The 18,662-nt window shown below is 40.2% G+C and carries 13 protein-coding genes; all 13 read left to right on the top strand.

Annotated features, from left to right (window positions below):
- The first annotated feature begins 6 nt into the window (after window positions 1–6).
- Window positions 7–2,268 carry a protein translocase subunit SecD gene (secD, locus tag BM086_RS02860; protein WP_092323088.1) on the top strand — a complete coding sequence of 754 codons (2,262 nt, stop codon included), beginning with the start codon at window positions 7–9 and terminating at the stop codon, window positions 2,266–2,268.
- A 79-nt stretch (window positions 2,269–2,347) separates the two neighbouring features.
- Complete coding sequence (locus BM086_RS02855) at window positions 2,348–4,255, top strand: single-stranded-DNA-specific exonuclease RecJ (protein ID WP_092323528.1); 1,908 nt, start codon at window positions 2,348–2,350, stop codon at window positions 4,253–4,255.
- A 255-nt stretch (window positions 4,256–4,510) separates the two neighbouring features.
- Window positions 4,511–6,001: a UDP-N-acetylmuramoyl-L-alanyl-D-glutamate--2,6-diaminopimelate ligase gene (locus tag BM086_RS02850; RefSeq protein WP_092323085.1), complete on the top strand. Its 1,491-nt coding sequence runs from the start codon at window positions 4,511–4,513 to the stop codon at window positions 5,999–6,001.
- 104 nt (window positions 6,002–6,105) lie between these two features.
- Window positions 6,106–8,364, top strand: a complete 2,259-nt coding sequence (gene priA / locus BM086_RS02845) for a replication restart helicase PriA (protein ID WP_092323083.1) — start codon at window positions 6,106–6,108, stop codon at window positions 8,362–8,364.
- A gap of 84 nt (window positions 8,365–8,448) precedes the next feature.
- Window positions 8,449–8,937: a peptide deformylase gene (def, locus tag BM086_RS02840; protein ID WP_207650972.1), complete on the top strand. Its 489-nt coding sequence runs from the start codon at window positions 8,449–8,451 to the stop codon at window positions 8,935–8,937.
- Window positions 8,938–8,941: 4 nt separating this feature from the next.
- Window positions 8,942–9,880 (top strand): methionyl-tRNA formyltransferase, encoded by a 939-nt coding sequence (fmt, locus tag BM086_RS02835; protein ID WP_092323077.1) that lies wholly within the window; start codon window positions 8,942–8,944, stop codon window positions 9,878–9,880.
- Between the two features lie 243 nt (window positions 9,881–10,123).
- Window positions 10,124–11,476, top strand: a complete 1,353-nt coding sequence (gene rsmB, locus BM086_RS02830; RefSeq protein ID WP_092323074.1) for a 16S rRNA (cytosine(967)-C(5))-methyltransferase RsmB — start codon at window positions 10,124–10,126, stop codon at window positions 11,474–11,476.
- A gap of 153 nt (window positions 11,477–11,629) precedes the next feature.
- On the top strand, window positions 11,630–12,694 hold the full coding sequence (rlmN, locus tag BM086_RS02825; RefSeq protein ID WP_330391488.1) for a 23S rRNA (adenine(2503)-C(2))-methyltransferase RlmN: 1,065 nt from the start codon (window positions 11,630–11,632) through the stop codon (window positions 12,692–12,694).
- Between the two features lie 23 nt (window positions 12,695–12,717).
- Window positions 12,718–13,482 (top strand): Stp1/IreP family PP2C-type Ser/Thr phosphatase, encoded by a 765-nt coding sequence (locus BM086_RS02820; protein WP_092323071.1) that lies wholly within the window; start codon window positions 12,718–12,720, stop codon window positions 13,480–13,482.
- On the top strand, window positions 13,475–15,517 hold the full coding sequence (gene pknB / locus BM086_RS02815) for a Stk1 family PASTA domain-containing Ser/Thr kinase (protein ID WP_092323068.1): 2,043 nt from the start codon (window positions 13,475–13,477) through the stop codon (window positions 15,515–15,517). The genes BM086_RS02820 and pknB overlap by 8 nt, the downstream gene beginning before the upstream one ends.
- A gap of 5 nt (window positions 15,518–15,522) precedes the next feature.
- Window positions 15,523–16,470 carry a ribosome small subunit-dependent GTPase A gene (rsgA, locus tag BM086_RS02810; RefSeq protein ID WP_092323065.1) on the top strand — a complete coding sequence of 316 codons (948 nt, stop codon included), beginning with the start codon at window positions 15,523–15,525 and terminating at the stop codon, window positions 16,468–16,470.
- 10 nt (window positions 16,471–16,480) lie between these two features.
- Window positions 16,481–17,056, top strand: a complete 576-nt coding sequence (locus tag BM086_RS02805) for a histidine phosphatase family protein (RefSeq protein ID WP_092323062.1) — start codon at window positions 16,481–16,483, stop codon at window positions 17,054–17,056.
- Window positions 17,057–17,231: 175 nt separating this feature from the next.
- The gene (locus tag BM086_RS02800) at window positions 17,232–18,524 is read left to right on the top strand and encodes an aminotransferase (protein ID WP_092323059.1); all 1,293 of its coding nucleotides are present in this window, start codon (window positions 17,232–17,234) and stop codon (window positions 18,522–18,524) included.
- Window positions 18,525–18,662 lie beyond the last annotated feature (138 nt).

Genomic DNA, 18,662 nt, shown 5'->3' with positions numbered 1-18,662 from the left:
TTTTGTATGAAACGCGTAAAATCAATCATTGCGCTGATTCTGATGCTGTTACTCCTTGGGGGCTTGGGGTACTCAGCTGTTTACGGACTCGGCAGCGACAAGTCAGGTTCTTTGTCCAGCATTAATTTAGGACTTGATCTGGCCGGTGGTGTAAGTATCACTTACGAGGTAGTAGGTGATGAGAACCCTGATAAGGAAGATATGGCTGATACAATTTACAAGCTTCAGCAGCGTGTAGATCAGTACAGCACAGAGTCTTTAGTATATCAGGAAGGTAAGAACAGAATTAATATCGAGATTCCGGGTGTTACAGATGCCAATAAGATTCTTGAAGAACTTGGACAGCCCGGTAATCTTTATTTTATCGCTCAGACAGATTCTGAGGGCAATGCTAACTACGAATACAAGGTTGATTCTACATATGGTCTTTTCTATACATATGAGCTTAATAAGACCATAGAAGAACTTCAGGCTGATGGTTCAATTGTTCTTTCAGGTTCTGATGTTGAGGCAGCACAGGCTGTATATCAGCAGGATTCATATGGCGGAAACGAGCCGGTTGTTTCTCTTGAGTTTACAGAAGCAGGTAAGACAGCATTTGCAGAAGCTACAACAAAGGCATATGCAAATGGTGAGAGCATTGGTATTTATTATGATGGACAGTTTATCAGTGTTCCTACTGTTCAGGCAGCTATCACAGATGGTAAGGCAGTTATTACCGGAATGAGTGATTATGAGAAGGCACAGAATCTTGCTTCCATGATCAGAATCGGTGGACTTAAGCTTCAGCTCAACGAACTTCGTTCAAATGTTGTAGGCGCTCAGCTTGGTTCAGATGCTATCAAGACAAGTTTAATGGCTGCTGCCGTTGGTTTTGCTCTTATAGCAATTTTCATGATTGTATTCTTCAGAATACTCGGTCTTTCAGCTACAATCGCACTTGCATTTTACAGCGGACTTATGATCTTTATGCTTTCAGCATTTGATCAGACACTTACACTTCCCGGTATTGCAGGTATCATCCTTTCAATTGGTATGGCCGTTGATGCAAACGTTCTTGTATTCTCAAGAATTAAGGAAGAGATTGCAGGTGGTAAAGATGTAGACGCTGCAAGAAAAGCAGGTTATAACAAGGCTCTTTCATCAATCATCGATGGTAACGTTACAACATTTATTGTTGCTTTCTGGTTATACATTTTGGGAACAGGTTCAATCAAGGGATTTGCTATAACTCTTATGTTTGGTATTGTTCTTTCGATGTTTACAGCGCTTGTTATAACAAGAACAGTTACTTCAATACTCTATGGAATCGGCCTTCAGAATGTTGCCCTTTACGGTAAGGCTAAGGCACCTAAGAAGTTTGATTTTGTTGGTAAGAGAAAAGTATTCTATGGTGTTTCACTTGCAATTGTTGTTGCAGGATTCATTGCAATGGGTGTTAACAGCGCTCAGGGCAAGGGAGCATTTAACTACAGTCTTGATTTCGTAGGTGGTACATCTACAACAGTTACATTTAATGAAGCTAAGTCACTTTCTGAGCTTGAGAGCACAGTAGCTGAGGATATCAAGAAAGCTGCAGGAATCAATCAGATTCAGATTCAGACAGTTACAGGAACAAACCAGGTTATCTTCAAGACATCAACACTTGATGTTAAACAGAGAGAAGCTGTTGAAGATGTACTTGTAAATAATTACAGTATTACAGCTGACAATATTGCTGCTGAGACAATCAGTTCAGTTATCAGTGGTGAAATGAGAGCAGATGCTGTTATTGCTCTTTTGGTTTCACTTGTATGTATGCTTATCTACATCTGGATCAGATTCAAGGATATCAAGTTTGGTACAGCCGCTATCATAGCTCTTGCACATGATGCACTTATAGTTATTGTTTCATACGCATTTACAAGATATGCAGTTGGTAATACTTTCATCGCTGTTGTACTTACAATTATTGGTTACTCAATAAACGATACTATCGTCACATTCGATCGTATCCGTGAGAATCTTAATCTTGCATCTAACAAGAAAGAGTATGCTGAACTTGTAAACGGCAGTGTTGCTCAGACTGTTACACGAAGCTTGTTTACATCAGCTACAACATTCTTTACTGTATTAGCATTGTTTATCTTTGGTGTTGCTGATATTAAAGCATTTGCACTTCCTCTTATGGTTGGTGTAATCTGCGGAACATATTCTTCAATCTTTATCGCATCTCCAATGTGGTATGATTTAAAGACAAAGTTCCAGACACTTTTTGCTAAGAAGTGATAATAAATAGTAAATAATTACGAGGGGCCATCTTCCAGAACTGGAGGGTGGCTCTGTTGAAATGGAGAAATTTTTATTTATGTCAAAATGGATGGTGGCTAGTAAAAAGGCTGATTTTGATGGAATAGCTGCTAAATATGGCATCAGGAATATTACAGCCAGGCTTATTGCTAACAGGCTGATAACTTCCATGAAAACTGCTGCCATAGAATGCAACGATGAGACAATCGACGCATATCTCAATGGAAATGTTGATATGATGCATGATCCCCATTTTATGGCTGATATGGAAAAAGGCGCAAAGATAATGTGGGAGAAGATATTCGCCGGAGAAAAGATAAGAGTAATCGGTGATTATGATGTAGACGGAATCTGTTCATCATATATATTGGTATCAGGACTTAGACTTTTCGGAGGAGATGTTGATTGTGTCCTTCCTGACAGAATCAAGGATGGTTATGGCCTTAGTGAAAAACTGGTTGATGCGGCATATGATGCAGGAATCAGGACTATCATAACCTGCGATAACGGTATTGCTGCATTTGATCAGATAGCTCATGCCAAAGAAAAGGGCATGACTGTAGTTGTAACGGATCATCATGAGGTTCCATTTTCTTTATCTGAAGAAAGTGAAAATGGTGATGACTGTAATGACAGTGCTTCAAATAATATGGGCAGAGAAGAGATTCTTCCTCCTGCTGATGCGGTTATAGACCCTAAGAGGAAAGACGGAGAGTATCCGTTTAAGGAAATCTGCGGAGCAGTTGTTGCTTACAAGTTCCTTCAGGTAATGGCAGATACAAAAATGGAAGATGGTGACAAAAATCAAAGTGGTTCATTTTTGTATGAGCATATAGAAGGGTTATCAAGAGAAAAGGTTACAGAATTCTTTACAGAAATGCTTACTTTTGCCGGAATAGCAACAGTTTGTGATGTAATGGAACTCAAGGATGAGAACAGAGTTATTGTAAAAGAGTCTCTGAGACTTATTTCTTCAACTAATAATATTGGACTTAGAGCTCTTATTCATGTAAACAGTCTGGATGAGAACAATATTTCATGCTATCACTATGGATTTGTGATCGGACCATGTCTTAATGCCACAGGCAGACTTGATCTTGCTACGAGAGCTCTGAATCTATTCTTTACAGAAGATGAGAATGAGGCATCAAAGATTGCAGGTGATCTTAAGGAATTAAACGACAGTCGCAAGGATATGACCAAGCAGGGCGTTGACAATGCGGTTTTATATGTTCAGGATATTTGCAAGAACGGAGAACTTCCTAAGGTGCTTGTTATTTATCTTCCGGAAGTTCATGAGTCTATAGCAGGTATTATTGCCGGTAAGATAAAAGAAAAGTATTACAGACCAACCTTTGTGATAACAAAAGCTTCTGACGGCGCTAAGGGCTCAGGTAGATCGATAGAAGGCTATGATATGTACGAAGAGATGTCTGAATGCAAACAGCTTTTTACAAAGTATGGCGGTCATAAAATGGCAGCCGGACTATCCTTGCCGGAAGAAAATATTGATGTTTTGAGAAAAACGCTTAATGATAACTGCAAACTCTCCGGCGAAGATTTTGAGCCTGTGCTTCATATTGATATGGTAATGCCGCTTCAGTATGCGGACATGAATCTTGTCAGAGAATTCAAGAAGCTTGAACCATTTGGAAATGGTAATACAAAACCAATCTTTGCACAGAGAAATGTGGCACTTTTATCAGGAAGAATTCTTGGGAAAAATAAGAACTGTGGTAAATACAGAATTACTGATGAGAGTGGCAAAATATATGATATGATGTATTTTGGAGATATGGAAAAGTGGCATGAATTCCTGTATGGCAAATTTGGAAAAGAGGCTGTTGATGACATGTATTTTGGAAATACAGATGGAAATATGAAGATAAATGTTGCTTATTATCCGGATATAAATAGCTATCAGGGACGTGAAAGCTTACAATTTATCATGAACGATTTTTCGTAGTAATTCACTAAAGTGAGGGGATTATAAAAAATCCCCTAAAACCACAAAAACACACGCGAAGCGTGTGTCTGCGGTTTCTTATGAGGGGGAGATAGTGAGTGTTCTCAACTCACTTCTATGTTTTATATATTATCAAAAAAATGTGAATAAAGTGTGAAAAAATTATAAAAATTAGAATTAATCTAAAATTAGCTAAAATTAGCTTAAACATTTTCTGGTTATCAACTAAAAAACACTTTAAAATGGAGGAACGATATGAAACTTTCCAAATTATTAGAAGAAATCAAGTACAGAGTAACAGCAGGTAATAGCGACGTAGAAATAAGCCCCGAAGATGTTGAAGTTATAGATGTTGTTAATGACAGCAGGAAGATTAAGGAAGGCTCACTTTTTATCTGCATCAGCGGAGCAAATTTTGATGGTCATTCATGTGCTAAAGAGGCTGCAGAAAAGAAAGCCGCAGCTATTGTTGTTGAAAAAGATGTTGAACTTCCCGATGACTGTAAAACTGCAGTTGTAAGAGTAGAAAATTCAAGATATGCAATGGCATTTATTTCAGCAGCTTATTTTGATCATCCTGCAAGTAAGCTTAAGACAATAGGAATTACCGGAACAAAGGGAAAGACTACCACAACCTATCTTATCAGAAACATGCTTGAGAATGCAGGACACAAGGTTGGCCTTATCGGAACAATCGAGGTTATCATCGGTGATAAGCATATTCATGCAGAGAATACCACTCCTGAATCTTTTACGCTTCAGGAATATATGGCAAAGATGGTTGAAGCAGGGTGTGATAGTGTTGTAATGGAAGTTTCTTCACAGGGACTTATGCTTCACAGAAGCCAGGGATTTATTTTTGATATAGGTATTTTCACGAATATTGAACCTGACCATATCGGACCAAATGAACATAAAGATTTTGAAGAGTATCTTCACTGCAAGGGATTATTATTTAAGCAGTGCAAAATAGGTATCTGCAATGGAGATGATGTTCACACAGATGATATTCTTGATGGACATACCTGCAAGGCTTATACATATGGATTTAATGAAGGCGTGGATCTTCGCGCAATCAATCTTGCATATATCCGTAAGCCCGGCGAACTTGGAGTATTCTTTGACACAGAAGGTCTTATTAATATGCATGCTGAGATCAGAACTCCGGGCAAATTTAGTGTTTATAATGCACTTTGCGCAATTGCTGTTGCAAATCAGCTTGGCTGTACACCTGAAGAGATTGTTCCTGCGCTTAAAGAGGCCAAGGTCAAGGGAAGAATTGAGATGGTCAAGGTATCAGATGATTTTACACTTATGATTGATTATGCTCACAATGCAATGGCACTCAAGAGTCTTTTGACAACCCTTAGGGATTATCATCCAAACAGATTGATCAGTGTATTTGGATGCGGTGGAAATAGAAGTAAGCTTAGAAGATTTGAGATGGGTGAAGTCAGTGGAAAGTATTCTGATTTTACAATCATTACTTCCGATAACCCACGTTTTGAAGAACCTGAAGATATCATGAATGATATTGAGACAGGTATGAAGAAGACTGATGGCAAATACATCAAGATCACAGACAGAAAAGAAGCGATTGCCTACGCGATAGAGCACGGTGAGAAGGGTGATATCATTGTTCTTGCCGGCAAGGGCCATGAAGATTATCAGGAAATCAAAGGTGTTAAGTATCCTATGGATGAGAGAGTTATCATTCAGGAAATTTTGGACGAAAGACAGAAATGATGATATTTAGTTTTGCGTGCATCGAAAACTTATGTATGCAATACAACGATACAGAGCAAGTAAACAGTATCATGAAAAAAGCATGAGAGAATGGAGGAGCGGGAGTGACAGCTTGTGAATATGCAAACATTATAATTGATATATCCCATGAGAAGGTCGACCGTCTCTTCCAGTACCGAATTCCGGACAGTTTAAAGGAATCGGTTGACATAGGCTGCGCGGTAGAGGTTCCTTTTGGAAAGGGCAATAATGTCAGAAAAGGTTATGTACTAGAACTTACTGATGAGCCCAACTGGGATGTCTCCAAGATAAAAGAGATATTATCTGTGCCGCAAGATGATATGTCTGCGGAGGAAATCTCCATTAAACTTGCGGCATGGATGAAAAGATACTATGGTTCCACAATGATTGCTGCACTAAAGACTGTTTTACCTGCTACCAAAAAGATGAAAAGGCAGGTACATAAGTATGTTGCGCTTAATATGGATGAGGCACAGGTGAGGCACTACTATCAGGAGTGTATCCGAAAGAAGCAAAAAGCGAGGGAGAGAGTTCTTGCGGAGCTTTTAATAGAACCGGATGAAAAGATTCCCTATGAATTTATAACTACAAAGCTTAATGTCAGCACAGCTACTATCAAGAGTCTTAGCGACAATGGCTACATAAGGGTTGATGAGGAGGAGTATTTCAGAAAGCCAAAGATGCATGAAACATCAAGGTATGGAGCCAAGGAACTCAGTGATGAGCAGAGGCACATAGTTGAGAGTTTTGTTTCTGATTATGACCAGGGGAAAAGAGATACTTATCTTATACATGGAATAACCGGTAGTGGCAAAACAGAAGTATATATTGCCCTTATTGATGAAGTGATAAAAAGAGGAAAACAGGCGATAGTTCTTATTCCTGAGATAGCGCTGACCTATCAGACACTGATGCGATTTTACAGGCATTTTGGAGACAGGGTATCGGTGATGAATTCCACGCTTTCTCCGGGAGAGAAGTACGATCAGATGGAGAGAGCAAGATGTGGAGATATTGATATAATTATCGGTCCAAGGTCAGCTCTTTTTACACCATTTCCTAATACCGGCATAATCATAATTGATGAAGAGCACGAGACTACTTATAAGAGCGAAGCTATGCCAAAATATCATGTAAGGGAGACTGCAATAAAGCTTGCGGAACTTCTTCCTGATGGTGCAAGTGTGGTCCTTGGTTCAGCAACACCGTCACTGGAATCATATTATAGAGCACAAAATGGTCAGTATCATCTTTTTAAATTAGAAAGGCGTCTTACGGGCGGTACACTTCCTACAGTTGAAATTGCTGACTTAAGGGAAGAACTAAGAAGCGGTAACCGTTCTATTTTTTCCAGAAGGCTGCAGGAGCTTATGGAGGATAGACTTAATAGTGGACAGCAGGCAATGCTGTTCATAAACAGGCGCGGACTTGCAGGCTTTATTTCGTGCAGGTCATGTGGATATGTATTCAAATGCCCTCACTGTGATGTTTCATTGTCGGAGCACAGGGGAGGAAGACTTGTCTGCCATTATTGCGGCTATGAACAGCCTCTTACTAAGATTTGTCCGAAGTGTGGCTCAAAATATGTATCATCTTTCAGAGCGGGTACGCAGCAGATTGAAGACGAGGTAAAGAAGTTCTGGCCCATGGCAAGAGTGCTTAGAATGGATGCTGATACAACCAAAGCCAAGGGTAGTTATGATAAGATATTATCCTCTTTTGCCAATAAGGAAGCGGATGTTCTTGTGGGAACACAGATGATAGTTAAAGGACATGATTTCCCTGATGTGACGCTGGTTGGAATACTTGCAGCTGATATGTCGTTATATGCAAGTGATTACAGGGCCAGCGAGAGGACTTTCCAGCTTCTTACTCAGGCAGCCGGCAGAGCCGGTAGGGGCGACAAAGCCGGAAATGTTGTGATACAGACGTATCAGCCTGAGCATTACAGTATTCAGACAGCTTCGAAGCAGGATTATGACTCTTTTTATGAAGAAGAGATTGCATATAGAGACCTTTTGCGTTATCCGCCTATTTCACATATGATGTCGGTTCAGATAATGAGCTATGACGAGGAGATGGGAATGCAATTTGCATCAAGGCTACGGGCTATGATGGAACTTCAGAAAAAAGAAGGGGCAGTATTTATTGGTCCTGCAGCGGCAGCAATCGGAAAAATAAATGACATTTACAGAATGGCTGTTTATGTTAAAATGGATGATTATGACGGACTTGTGGCATATAAAGATATGCTTGAGAAATATATCAGGCAATTGGAAGATGCGGGGAAGATGAAGAAAATATCCGTGCAATTTGATTTTGACCCGGTTCATGGTTTTTGATATCCTGGGTTGAAAATGGTATGATATATGTGCTCATAGATGATATTCCAGAAACACCATGCATTTATAAAAGAGGAGAATGAAATGGCAATTAGAACAATCAGAGAATTTGGCGATGAGGTGCTTGCTAAGAACTGCAAGACTGTTAAAGAGATAACTCCAAGATTAAAAGAGCTTGTGGAAGATATGTTTGATACTATGTATGAAGCAAATGGTGTTGGACTTGCAGCGCCTCAGGTGGGAATTCTTAAGAGAATTTTTGTTATAGACGTAACCGGCGAAGATCCAATGGTATTTATCAACCCTGAAATACTTGAGACCAGTGGAGAACAGACAGGCTACGAGGGATGTCTTTCAGTTCCGGGTAAATCAGGAATTGTAACAAGACCTAATTATGTTAAGGCTAAGGCTACAGATCTTGAAGGAAATGAATTTGTAATTGAAGGAGAGGAACTTCTTGCAAGAGCTATCCTTCATGAGAATGATCACCTCAACGGACATATGTATGTTGAGAAGGTAGAGGGAGACCTCGTAGATAACGAAGATCTTATGGCTGACGAGGAAGAGGAGTAATTTAATGAAGATAGTTTTTATGGGAACACCTGATTTTGCCAGGTCTGCCCTAGAAAAGATCATAGAAGCAGGACATGAAGTTGTGCTTGTTGTAACTCAGCCGGACAAGCCCAAGGGAAGAAGCGGACAGCTTCAGGTATCAGAAGTAAAGGAATGTGCGCTTTTACATAACATTCCTGTTTTTCAGCCGGTAAGGATTAAACTGCCGGAGAATGTTGCTGAACTTAAAAAATACGATGCAGATATCTTTGTTGTTGCAGCGTTTGGACAGATACTTTCACAGGAAATCCTTGATATGCCACGCTTTGGATGCGTTAATATCCATGCGTCTCTTCTTCCGAAATACCGTGGAGCAGCTCCGATTCAGCAGGCAATCATTGATGGACTAAAAGAGACCGGTGTTACTATCATGCAGATGGCAGCAGGTATGGATACCGGTGACATTCTGATTCAGAAGACTATTCCTATAAGCGATGAAGAGACCGGTGGCGGCCTTTTTGATAAGTTATCAGTCTTGGGTGCAGAGCTAATAGTTGAGGCACTTCCCAAGATTGAGCGAGGCGAGCTTACTCCTGTTCCCCAGGATGAAGCTGAGGCAACAAAGTGTGGCAAGCTCAGCAAGGATATGGGAAAAATAGATTTTTCCAAGGATGCAGTTACCATTAACAATCTTGTTCGTGGTCTGAATCCATGGCCTAGCGCATATACTTATCTAAATGGTAAGAGCTTTAAAATCTGGAAGGCATTAGTAGAGAATGCATCTGAAGGCAAGGGTTCAGAGACTATAGGAACTGTTGTTGAAGTTGGTAAAGAGTATATTTCAGTTCAGACAGGTGAAGGACTTTTGAAGATTACAGAAGTTCAGCTTGAAGGAAAGAAACGTATGAGCGTTAAGGACTTCCTTTTAGGTGGAAAAATAACTGTTGGAACAAAACTTGGTTGATAAAACAAATCCCCTGACAAAATCAGATTGTCAGGGGATTATTTATATCCTTTATAGGTTGGTTCCTCCAAGGAAAGAATACCATAAGAAAAAATGAACTTTTCCGTAATTTTCTTAATCAAAAAATAAGTTTACCAAAAGGAGACATTATGCTAGAATGTTTAATTCGGGTGGCTACATGTACCTTTTTTATATATAATAGAAGATAGGGTTAAAAGTAAATCTGATTGGAGAAGACTTAAAATGTCTAATATACGTGAAATAGTATTAAACATATTGATAGAGTATGACAGGGGTGGCGCAAGAAAGCCATCCCTTTTAAAGGATTCCCTTGATAAGTACGACTATCTTGATACAAGAGATAAGGCATTTATAAAAAGGGTAACAGACGGATGTCTTGAGAGAAATCTTCAGATTGATTATGTTTTAAATTCTTTTTCTAAAGTGCCTGTTAAGGATATGCAGCCATTTATCAGAAGTCTTATGAGAATGAGCGTGTATCAGATAATGTTCATGGATAGTGTTCCGGACAGCGCAGCCTGCAATGAAGCGGTCAAGCTTGCTGCAAAGCACAAATTTGCAGGACTTAAAGGCTTCGTTAATGGAGTTCTTCGAAATATTGCAAGAAATAAGGACAAGATTGAATATCCAAGCAAAGAGATAGATGGTGGAATACAATACCTATCTGTTGTTTATTCTATGCCGGATTGGATCTGTAAGATGTGGGTGTCTGAGTATGGATTTGAAAAGACGGAAAGCATGTTAAAGTTCTTTTTAACTCCAAGACCGACAACCATCAGACTTACCAAAGGTCTTCCTCAGAGCAGGGATGTAGAAGAGTTCAAAAAAGAACTTGAAGAGGCTGGAATTGTTGTAAGACAGAATCCTCTTTTACCATATGCTTTGGAACTTGAAAAGACAGATAATATCAGATATATTCCGGGATTCAAAGAGGGTGTGTTTGCTGTTCAGGATGTGAGTTCCATGCTTGTGGTAGAGGTGGCTGATCCGGAAATAAGGCAGACTGTCGTAGATGTCTGTGCTGCTCCCGGTGGAAAGAGCATGCATGCGGCTGAAAGAGTATATCCAAGCGGAAAGGTCTTTTCCAGGGATGTTTCTGCCAAAAAGTGTCTGCTGGTAGAGGAGAATGCTCTTAGACTTGGGCTTAATAACGTAACTACCAAGGTGTATGATGCCAAGATTCATGATGAGGAACTTAGGGCATCTGCAGACATACTTCTTTTGGATGTTCCGTGTTCAGGACTTGGAATTCTTGGAAGAAAAAATGACATTAAACACAATACAAAGCCGCAGGGACTTGAGGAAATCACAAAGCTTCAGTGGGATATAATCAAGGCAACCTGGGATTATGTTAAGGTGGGCGGAACGCTTATTTATTCCACCTGTACTGTCAATAAAGCAGAAAATGAGATGATGGTCAAAAGAATCTGTGATGAACTGCCATTTAAACCTGATGATATTACTGAGAAACTTCCTGAAAAGCTTAGAAAGTCAGCAGGTCAGGGATATATACAGCTTATTCCCGGAGAGCATGGCACTGATGGATTCTTTATAGCTAAACTAAAACGTGTGTGAGTATATTGAAGTTACCATGCACTGACGGCATATAAGTGCTATTTAGCTGAATAATAAATATATAGTAAACGATATGTGGCGTTGCTTTAGTTTTTCTGTGATATGTTTTTCATGATTTAGCAGATAGATGAATTAAATAATGAGGAAAGATAATTGAGTTATATAAAAGGAATTAGTGGAAAAATAGATATAAAGTCTCTTGATCTAGAGGAACTTGGAAGCAAAATCAGGGAGCTTGGCGAACCGGCTTTTCGTGCAAAACAGCTCTATGAGTGGATGCACGTAAAGATGGCGAGAAACTATGATGAGATGACTAACATATCCAAGGCTTTAAAGGAAAAATGCAGGGAACATTTTGATTTTACCGCTTTGGAAAGTGTTACGGTGCAGGAGTCTAAGCTTGACGACACTAAGAAGTTTCTTTTTGCATTAGCAGATGGAAATATGATAGAAAGTGTTTTCATGAAATACAAGTTTGGAAACAGTGTATGTATTTCATCGCAGGTTGGCTGCAGAATGGGATGTAAATTCTGTGCATCTACTCTTGATGGGGTGGAGAGAAATCTTTTGCCATCTGAAATGCTTGATCAGATATATTCGATTGCCAGGATCACAGGTGAGAAGATTTCAAGAGTTGTGGTTATGGGAAGTGGTGAACCGCTTGATAACTATGATAATCTTCTTAAGTTTATAAAGCTTTTGACTGATGAAAACGGCATAAATATGAGCCAGAGAAATCTTACGGTATCTACCTGTGGCATAGTTCCTAATATCTTAAGGCTTTCAGAGGAGAAGCTTTCAATCAACCTTGCGCTTTCTCTTCATGCGTCCAATAACGATAAGAGAAAAGAACTTATGCCTATAGCAAATCAATATGAGATCCATCAGGTCTTGGATGCCTGCAAAACCTATTTTGACAGGACGGGAAGACAGCTTACCTTTGAGTATTCACTTGTAGGTGGAGTCAATGATACAGATGAGGATGCGGCGCAGCTTTCAGAACTTTTGGGAGGTTTAAACTGCGTAGTTAATCTTATCCCGGTAAATCCGATAAAAGAGCGGTCATTTCAGCCTACAGACCGCGAACAGGCGCTGCGTTTCAAAAACAAACTTGAAAAAAATCATATAAATGTTACTATTAGAAGAGAAATGGGCAGGGATATCGATGGAGCCTGCGGTCAGCTTCGCAGGAGACATTTAGAGCCTGTAGAGAAGTAATAAAAGCTTGGGAGGCAACTTTTTTGTTAAAAACTTTTTCCGTAACGGATATTGGAAAAAAGCGAAAACTGAATCAGGATTATGTCTTTTCTTCTGACAGGAAAATCGGTAATCTTTCCAACGTTTTCATTGTAGCAGATGGAATGGGCGGGCATAATGCAGGGGATTATGCTTCAAGATTTACCGTTGATACCATGGTGGAAGAAATCGAGAAGTCTTTTGAACAAAGTCCTGTGAGGATTTTTGAAAGAGCAATTAAGACTGCCAACAGTAAGCTGAGGCAGAAGGCCGCTGAGGATCCCAGCTTGTTTGGTATGGGGACAACAGTGGTTGCCTGTACTGTTTTGGGCAGATATCTTCAAGTCGCCAACGTGGGGGATTCAAGACTTTATGTCATTGGTGGCGACAAAATCACCCAGATAACAAGAGACCATTCTCTTGTAGAGGAGATGGTCAGAATGGGCGGAATCGACAGAGAGACCGCCAGACATTCTTTGGATAAAAATATAATTACGAGGGCCATCGGTGCGGACCAAACGGTTGACATCGACTTTTTTAATGTGGAATTAAACAGAGGGGATATAGTTCTCATGTGCTCTGACGGTCTTACCAATATGCTTGAGGACGAAGAAATTCGTATGATAGTGACCGGTCAGAGAGATATTATTGAAAAAGCTCAGAAGCTGGTTATTGCGGCCAATAATAATGGGGGGAAGGATAACACATCAGTTATTCTTATTGAGCCGTTTGCTGATGAGACATCACGCGATGGAGGACTAAATGATTAAGATTGGAATGGTTATAGGAGACCGTTATGAGGTGCTTGAAAAGATCGGCACCGGCGGAATGTCTGACGTTTATAAAGCAAAAGATCATAAGTTGAATCGTCTTGTGGCTGTAAAGGTATTGAAGCAGGAATTTTCCGAGAATGAGAACTTTGTGTCCAAGTTCAGGGTTGAGGCACAGTCAACAGCGGGACTTATGCATCCCAATATTGTAAATGTTTATGATGTTGGCGATGAAGATGGTATCAACTATATTGTTATGGAACTGGTTGATGGCATCACTCTTAAAAAATATATAGAAAAGAAATCAAGACTTTCAGTAAAAGAGGCTGTAAGTATAGCAATTCAGGTAGCTATGGGCCTTGAAGCTGCGCATAATAATAACATTATTCACAGAGATATCAAACCTCAGAACATCATGATATCGAAAGAGGGTAAGGTTAAGGTAACAGACTTTGGAATTGCAAAGGCTGCCACAAGCAATACTATAACATCTAATGTAATGGGATCAGTTCATTACACATCACCTGAGCAGGCAAGAGGCGGTTATAGTGATGCAAAGAGTGATATCTATTCACTTGGTATTACGCTTTTTGAGATGCTTACAGGCCGTGTACCTTTTAATGGTGACACAACTGTAGCGATTGCAATCAAACATATTCAGGAGGATTTACCTACTCCTGCGGATTACAATGATGAGATTCCGATAAGTGTCGAGAAGATTGTGCTTAAGTGCTGTCAGAAGAGCCCTGACAGGAGATATCAGAATGCAGCTGAGCTTATCACTGACCTTAAGCGCTCACTTATAACTCCGGATAAAGATTTCGTTTCGCTGGTTGATCCTGATGAAGAGGGTGCTACAAGGGTAGCTTCTGATGAAGAATATGCGTCAGTAAAGAGCGGAACCGGCAGAATGTCAGATACTGAGCAGATGAGGCTCAAAGATGACGTTATGCGTGAATATGACAAAGATGATCACTATGATGATTATAATAGAGAAAGAAAGAGTAAAAGACGCGATTACGAGGATGAGGACGATTTCTATGAGTATGAAAGAGACCATTACCATCATGACGTTCCATCCAACGGTAAAGTAGAGAAGCTTACTATTGTAATGGCAGTTATTCTTGCTGTTCTCATTGGCTTTATGGGACTTCTTTTAGTGGGCAGGAGGCTTGGCGTTTTTGGCTCTGCTCAGGCAGGTGAAGAGGCAAGTGGCATTGCAACTACGACAGAAGCTTCCGGTGATACCGGGGCCTCAAGTGATGAAGGAATCCTTATCCCTGAAGTTTCAGGGAAGACCTATGCTGAAGCTGTTTCAATTCTCAATGAGAAGGGCTTCAAGGTTGAAAAGAGTGACGATGCAGGAAGCACATTGGCAAAAGACATGGTTTCTTATACCAAACCTGCTGCAGGAAACAGAACCAAGAGCGGAAGCACTATCACTGTTTATGTAAGTTCGGGCGCAAATGCCAGTGCAGCAGCAACAGCGGCATCCTCAAATGTTGATGTTGCTAAATCAGAAGGGCAGGTTACAGTTCCAAATGTTATTGGCAAATCTGCAGAAGATGCTGTTATTATTCTTGTGGAAGCCGGTCTGCAGGCTGGAAGCATTGTAGAGACCAGCAATGAAGATTCAAACCTTTCAGGTCTTATATGTGCTCAGAGCATTGCTTATGGCACTTCTGTATCTGAGGGCACTGTTATAAATATGGAACTTTCTACAGGTCCTGCCAATGTTACTTACAGCTATGTTGCTGATATAAGTGCTCCTACTGAGGGTGAGAATTATACTTCCGGATTATCAGTACATGTAATGCTTGTTACTTCTGATGGAACAACACTTCTTAATACTACAACTACTGATTTTCCTATTCAGATGAATTCCAAAGGTATTACGTCGCCAACAGGTACACTTACCTTTGTATATACAGCAGTAACGCCTAACACTACCAATCCTGAGACCGGAGAAGTTGTTGCGGGCGAGTTAAGAGAGATTACTGTCACAAGAGCAGTTACGTTTACACAGGAGAATTAAACCCGATGAATGGGAGAATCCTAAAGGGAATTGCCGGCTTTTACTACGTTGAAACCTATGATAAAAAGGTTTATGAATGTAAGGCCAAGGGCATTTTTAGAAAAGCAAATTTAAAACCGCTGGTGGGCGATGATGTTTCGATAGATATCATTGATGAGGAAAAGAAATTGGGAAATATTACAGATATTTTCCCCAGAAAAAATCAGCTGCTTAGACCGCCTGTTGCCAATGTGGATCAGGCGGTTATTCTTTTTGCCATAGTTAAACCCAATCCAAGCTATAATCTTTTGGACAGGTTTCTTATAAGCATGAAGCAGCAGAATCTTCCTGTTATCATTTGCTTTAATAAGCAGGATATCGCCACCAAACAGGAGCAGCAGGAGCTTTATGATGCCTATGAGAAATGTGGGTATAAAGTTCTTTTCATAAGTGTAAGGGAAGAAAGCGGCCTTGACGAATTAAAAGAGCTATTGAAGGGGAAGACTACTACACTGGCAGGACCTAGCGGAGTTGGAAAATCATCGCTCTTAAATAAGCTTGTTCCCGATGCGGATATGCAGACCGGAGAACTTAGTAAGAAGATTGAGCGCGGTAAGAATACTACAAGGCATTCTGAGCTTTTCTTTGTGGATATTGATGATGGTGAAAATGGAAGTCATCATGAGGGCGAAGATGGTTTTTACGGAACCTATGTTATAGACACGCCGGGATTTACTTCTCTTGAAATGAGGGATGTAACGCCTGAGACGCTGATGCAATATTATTCAGAGTTTGAGGAGTATGAGCCGCAGTGCCGTTTCGGTGGATGTTCACATATTGCAGAGCCTGACTGTGGCGTGAAAAATGCCATAGAAGAAGGCAAAATTTCCAAGGTTAGATACGACAATTATAAAGTGCTCTATCAGGAGCTTAAGAATATGAGACCTGATTACAGCAAAAAGGCAAGACGATAGGAAGATTTTTATGAAAATATGGGTTACACGGCATGGGCAGACTGAGCTTAATGCCAGGAAGCTTATGCAGGGCAGAATTGATATCCCGTTAAATGAGACCGGTAAAAAACAGGCTTTATCAGTCAGAGATAAAATAGGTGCTGTTAAATTCGATGCTGTTTATTCAAGCCCGCTTTGCAGGGCAGTTGAGACAGCTTCTGTAATTAGCGGATTTGATGCCTCTAAGATAATCATTGATGAGCGTATCATAGAAGCAGATTTTGGTATCTATGATAATAAGCCATATGCGGCTGTAGGACTTCCTATGACACTTTACTGGACTGTTCCGGAGCTGTTTCCTGCGCCTGAGACTGCTGAAACAATTGACAGTATGAAAATAAGGGTGAATTCCTTTTTTGCAGACCTTGAACAGAAAGATTATCAGAATGTTCTTATTGCATGCCATGGCGGAATCATCAGAGTTATCCGCGGATATCTTGAGAATGCAAAGAGAGGATATATCTGGCGTCCAAGGCCTAAGAACTGTGAGGTCAGAGTTTATCAGTCTGTTGATGGTGGCTATGAACTGATTGAAGACATATTGTGATGTTAGATTCAAAAGTCTTAACATAACATCGTATTAAATAATCAATATTTATTATTGCAAAAACTAAAACTAGCGTTTAATATTGTCATAGTGTTTTACTGTAACGATTTAATATCATAAAGTGCATTGATAAAAATAATCTACATTCTTTGCACCGGTACCGAGGAGTTTGCTAATGAAAAAATATGTCGAGATGAACAAACAGGAACTTGAAGAAGAAATTGCAAGCCTTAGAGCTGTATACAAGAAGTATCAGGGGATGGGGCTTAACTTAAATATGGCAAGAGGAAAGCCATGCCGTGAGCAGCTTGATCTTTCAATGGGGCTTATGGATGCGCTTAATTCAGATGCTGATCTGTCATGTGCTGATGGAACAGACTGCCGTAACTATGGCGTGCTTACAGGTATTGATGAAGCCAAGGAGCTTATCGGCGCTATGATGGAGAACAAGCCGGAAAACATCATTATCTACGGAAATTCTTCACTTAATGTTATGTACGACACAGTTTCCCGTGCTTATACACATGGAATTATGGGAAATACTCCTTGGTGTAAACTTGATAAAGTAAAGTTTTTGTGCCCGGTTCCGGGATATGACAGGCATTTTGCCATAACAGAGTATTTTGGAATTGAAATGATAAATGTCAGAATGACATCGGATGGACCTGATATGGATGAGGTTGAAAGACTGGTTTCTTCTGATGAGGCAATAAAGGGAATCTGGTGTGTTCCTAAGTATTCAAACCCTCAGGGTTATTCTTATTCTGATGAGACAGTAAAGCGTTTTGCAAGATTAAAGCCTGCAGCTAAAGATTTCAGAATCTTCTGGGACAACGCATACGGAATTCATCATCTTTATGATAATGATCAGGATTATCTTATCGAGATCCTGGCAGAGTGTAAAAAAGCCGGAAATCCTGATATGGTTTACAAATTTGCATCTACTTCCAAGATAACATTCCCGGGAAGTGGTATCGCAGCGCTTGCAACATCCCTTAACAATCTGGATGACATTACAGCGCAGCTTACGAATCAGACAATCGGTCATGATAAGGTTAACCAGCTTCGCCATGTAAGATTCTTTGGTGATATTGATGGTATGAAAGAGCATATGAGAAAGCATGCAGATATCATCAGACCTAAGTTCGAGGCTGTTATAGAAATTTTGGAAAGAGACCTTGCACCTGTTGGAATTGGTTCATGGACCAAGCCAAAGGGAGGATATTTTATAAGTTTTGATGCGCCAAATGGCTGTGCCAAGGATATAGTAGACAGAGCTAAGAAAGCCGGTGTTACTATGACAGGCGCCGGCGCTACATTCCCATACAAGAAGGATCCTGATGACAGCAATATCCGTATTGCACCTACATTCCCATCATTAGCTGATCTTAGAACTGCTATGGATATCTTTACAGTGTGTGTTAGAATTTCAGCTGCCAAGAAATTACTTGAAACTGTTACTGAATAAAGGCTTGCGGATGTGTTTGGGACGGTTTTGATCTACATAAGTAGATTGGGACCGTCCTTTTTGAGTAGAGCACTTAGTGAGGTTTTTACGAACTTAGTGCGAACCATGCAAGTCAACTTGGCGAGGTTTTGTCGAGCC

The organism is Butyrivibrio sp. YAB3001, assembly GCF_900112195.1.
Taxonomy (GTDB): Bacteria; Bacillota; Clostridia; order Lachnospirales; family Lachnospiraceae; genus Butyrivibrio.
This window is presented reverse-complemented; position numbering and strand designations above follow the sequence as displayed.